Below are 3764 nucleotides of genomic sequence, written 5' to 3'. Positions count from 1 at the left end.
TTCGTCGTGGCCCCGAGCCGCTGCTTGCCGCCGGTCGAATGCTGCCGCGGCACCAGACCCAGCCAGGCGGCAAAATCCCGGGCCTTGCGGAAATGCTCGGGCGGCGGGGCGAGGATCGCGATGGCCGTGGCGATCAGTGGCCCGATGCCCGGAACCGTCATCAGCCGTCGCGCGACCTCGTTCTCCTTGGCGCGACGGGCGATCTCGGCATCGAGCGTGCCGATCTCGGCCTCCAACTGCGCCAGCGCCGCGATCAGGACCTTGAGTGTCGGGATGGCATCGGCGGGCAAGCCACTTCCCGAGTCTTCGACGATCGCAATCAGTTTCGACGGATTGGCTGCGCCTTGCGGCACGACCTGCCCGAACTCACCCAGATGTCCGCGCAAGGCATTGATCGCTTGCATACGTTGCCGGATGAGGAGTTCGCGGATGCGGAACACCATGGCCGCCCCTGGGTCTCTTCGCTCTTCACGGGCACGAAGCGCATTGTCGGACGGGTCGCCGCTTCACAGATCGCCTCAGCATCAGCGGCGTCATTCTTTTGCCGCTTTACGAAAGGCTTCACATAGGCGGGCGGGATCAGTCGCACATCGTGGCCGAGCTTGCCGATCTCCCGGCCCCAGAAGTGGGCGCCGCCGCACGCTTCCATCGCGACAACGCACGACGGCAGCCGGCTGAAGAATTCCAGAACCTGGCCGCGCCGAAGCTTCTTGCGCCAAACTGCGCGCCCCGCGCCGTCAGCTCCATGCACCTGAAACACATTCTTCGCAAGGTCGAGCCCGACCGTGATAATCTCCGACATGACCGTCCTCCTTTGTGGATAATCGCAGACCCACCTTGGAACATTGATGCCGTCGGGGGGCGGTCACATCATCAACGCCCCGGAAGGACTCATTGGTCTTGCCCCCCTTTTTCACCGGACACTCAGGCAGTTGCGGTTTGAGCAGCGATGAACTCGCGGGGCGAGCGCATTTTCAGCCCTGATTGCGGGTGGTTCTCGTTGTAGTCCTCGATCCAGCAGCCGATCAATCCGAGAACAGTCTGTGCGTCTGGCAACGGCGTCACCTGGACGTAGTCGCGTTTCAGGGTCTTCACTAAAGCCTCTGAGATCCCGTTGCTTTGCGGGCTCTGAACTGGCGTGAAGCAGGACTTCAGGCCAAGTTGGTTTGCGAAGATCCGCGTGTCTTTCGCGATGTAAGGCGAGCCGTCCTATGACGGGAAGATTTGGCTGCTTAGGTCAGCAGGTCATGGGGCATCCGGTGTCCCGAATGCCCTTATATGGTTGCCCAAGCGGTCTCCGCCGTCAAGAAGCGGTCTCTCCCATAGCAAACACAGGGTACGCAGCGTAGCGGCCCTCACCGTCCTTAAGACGAGATCCAAAATCCCAAGCGGAAGACCTGAACATTATCTACGAGGTCAGCAAGCTGCGTCCACGGCTCGTCAGAGAGAGGTCCTTCCGCCTGGGCTCACCCCCTCGAAGAAGGGGCGATAGGGTTCGCCGTGATTGACCACGGCGTGCACGGTGCGCGCCATCTTGGCCGCGATCGCGGTGTAGGCCTTGCGGCGCAGATGTGCGTTGTGTCGGTCTTTCGAGATGTAGCGTTCGAACGTGTCGCGGAAGCTGTTGGTGCGTTTGAGGACGGCGACCTGACCAGCCATCCAGAAGGTTCGGCGGAGCCGGGCATTGCCATACTTCGAGATCCGGCTCTGGCCGCGGAACATGCCGGATTGCACGGTGGCGAGATCCATACCGCAGAACTTCAGGAATTGGCGGTGATGGCGGAAACGGCGCAGATCGCCAGCTTCGGCCAGGATGGTCAGGGCGTTGATCGGGCCGATGCCGGGAATGGTCGTCAGCAACTGATAGTCGGGCAAGTCGGAGAGGAGTTCGACGGCTCGAGCATCAATCTCGTCACGCTGGCGGACAAGGCTCCGACCCTCGGCGAGCACGAGGCGGAACATGCGGACCGCGTCGGAGTTCGGGTGGACTGGAAGTCAAACCGAACCAGCGGCCGTCGCATAAACATCTGAAAAAAATTGCTCTTTGGACACCTTCCGGCCAACGACGTCCCAGGCATCCGCGATGAAGGCGCCCCGGCCCATGGCCGAGATCATGTGCGGCGATGGGTACTTCTCCAAGAAGGCCAGGACCCAATCCGTCCGCGCGCTCCGATGAAATCGTTCGGCCTCGGGGAAGTACAGCGGCAGATAGTGGGTCAGGATGCGGTGCCAGAACTCGGTCTTCGAGCGTGAAACAATCTCGTGGGTCTTCGACAGCTCCTGGATGTCGGCGGTCCCGACCACTATCGGATCGCGAAAGAACTGCACGGCGCCGATCTCCAGCATGTGCAGGATGACCTGGGCGTCCTTCGGGTCGTTCTTATCCCAGCTGTTGTGCAGGGCCTCCCGCGTGCGAGGGTAGTGCCCCGCGGCGTGGTGTAAGAGGGCCGGCCTTCGGAGAGGCTCGAGTTGGTCAGGTCGCCACGGCGGGCAGTCTGACGTTGTGAGTATCGGTGATGCGGGCCAGCGACTCCAGCCCCATGTAACGGCGCGCGACGGCCCACTCGTCGTTGGTTTCGATCATCAGCGCGCCGACCAGACGGATGATGGCCGCGTCGTTCGGAAAGATCCCGACGACATTGGAACGGCGCTTGATCTCCTTGTTGACGCGCTCAAGCGGGTTGGTCGAGCTGATCTGCGCCCAGTGCTCCCTGGGGAAGTCCATGTAGGCGAGCACGTCGTCGCGGGAGGCGTCCATCATGGCGCCGAGCCGGTCATTCTTCTCACGGAGGGCGTCGGCGATGGCGTCCCACTGGGTCTCCGCCTCGGCCTTGGTCTCCTGGGCGAAGATCGTCTTGAGCATTGCGGCCACGGCGGTGCGGCTCTTGGCCGGGGCATGGGCGAGCGCGTTTCTGAGCCAGTGCACGCGACACCGTTGGTGGGTCGCATCGAACACTCGGCGGGCTGCGGCCCTGAGCCCCTTGTGATCGTCGGCCACGACGAGCTTCACGCCGCGCAGGCCGCGATCGGCGAGAGAGCGCAGGAAGCCAGTCCAGAACGTCTCCGCCTCGGAGGGGCCGGTGGCGACGCCGAGCACCTCGCGTCGGCCGTCCCCGTTGACCGCCACCGCGATTATTACGGCACGGCTGATGATCCGGCCGTTCTCGCGCACCCGGATGTAGGTTGCATCGAGCCAGAGATAGGGCCAGGCGCCCTCGAGAGGCCGGGTGAGGAATGCCAGCACGCGCTCGTCGATCTCGGCGCAGAGCCGACTCACCTGGCTCTTAGACACGCCACTCCCGCCCATGGCACGCACCAGATCGTCCACGGCGCGCGTCGAGACGCCGTGCACATAGGCTTCCTGGATGACGGCCACGAGGGCCTTCTCCGCCGTCCTGCGCGGTTCGAGAAAGCTCGGGAAGTAGCTGCCCTTGCGCAGCTTCGGGATCGCCAGGTCGATCCGGCCGGCGCGGGTCTCCCAGCCTCTCTCGCGGTATCCATTGCGCTGCGTGGTGCGCGCCGGTGTGCGCGTTCCTTTTGGCGCGCCCGTCGCAGCCTCGACCTCCATCTCCATCAGCCGCTCGGCGGCATAGGCGAGCATGTCGCGGACGAGATCCTCGTCGGCGGACTTCTCCACCAGCTCCATCAGGGTCATTCTATCGTCGGTCATCGTCGTCTCCGGTTCGGTTCCAGGTTTCGCAACCCGAACCTTCTCCGAAGACCGGCGATGGCCGCCAGCGTCACCGCCGGCCGCGCGCTGCGCT

1 protein-coding gene and 3 pseudogenes are annotated in these 3764 nt (G+C 63.8%); all 4 read right to left on the bottom strand.

Annotated features, from left to right (window positions below):
- Positions 1-802: pseudogene (locus DKT77_RS17920) on the bottom strand (IS110 family RNA-guided transposase); the annotation flags it as partial.
- 122 nt (positions 803-924) lie between these two features.
- Positions 925-1209 (bottom strand): annotated as a pseudogene (locus DKT77_RS17915) (integrase core domain-containing protein); the annotation flags it as partial.
- A gap of 231 nt (positions 1210-1440) precedes the next feature.
- Positions 1441-2415: pseudogene (locus DKT77_RS17910) on the bottom strand (IS110 family RNA-guided transposase); the annotation flags it as partial.
- 58 nt (positions 2416-2473) lie between these two features.
- On the bottom strand, positions 2474-3670 hold the full coding sequence (locus DKT77_RS17905; protein ID WP_109809696.1) for an IS256 family transposase: 1197 nt from the start codon (positions 3668-3670) through the stop codon (positions 2474-2476).
- Between the last annotated feature and the right edge of the window lie 94 nt (positions 3671-3764).

Source organism: Meridianimarinicoccus roseus, assembly GCF_003172915.1.
Taxonomy (GTDB): Bacteria; Pseudomonadota; Alphaproteobacteria; order Rhodobacterales; family Rhodobacteraceae; genus Meridianimarinicoccus; species Meridianimarinicoccus roseus.
This window is presented reverse-complemented; position numbering and strand designations above follow the sequence as displayed.

What these genes read in the sequence shown, in the direction of transcription:
- DKT77_RS17905 (WP_109809696.1), bottom strand. Translation starts at nt 3,670, where the DNA reads ATGACCGACGATAGAATGACCCTGATGGAGCTGGTGGAGAAGTCCGCC.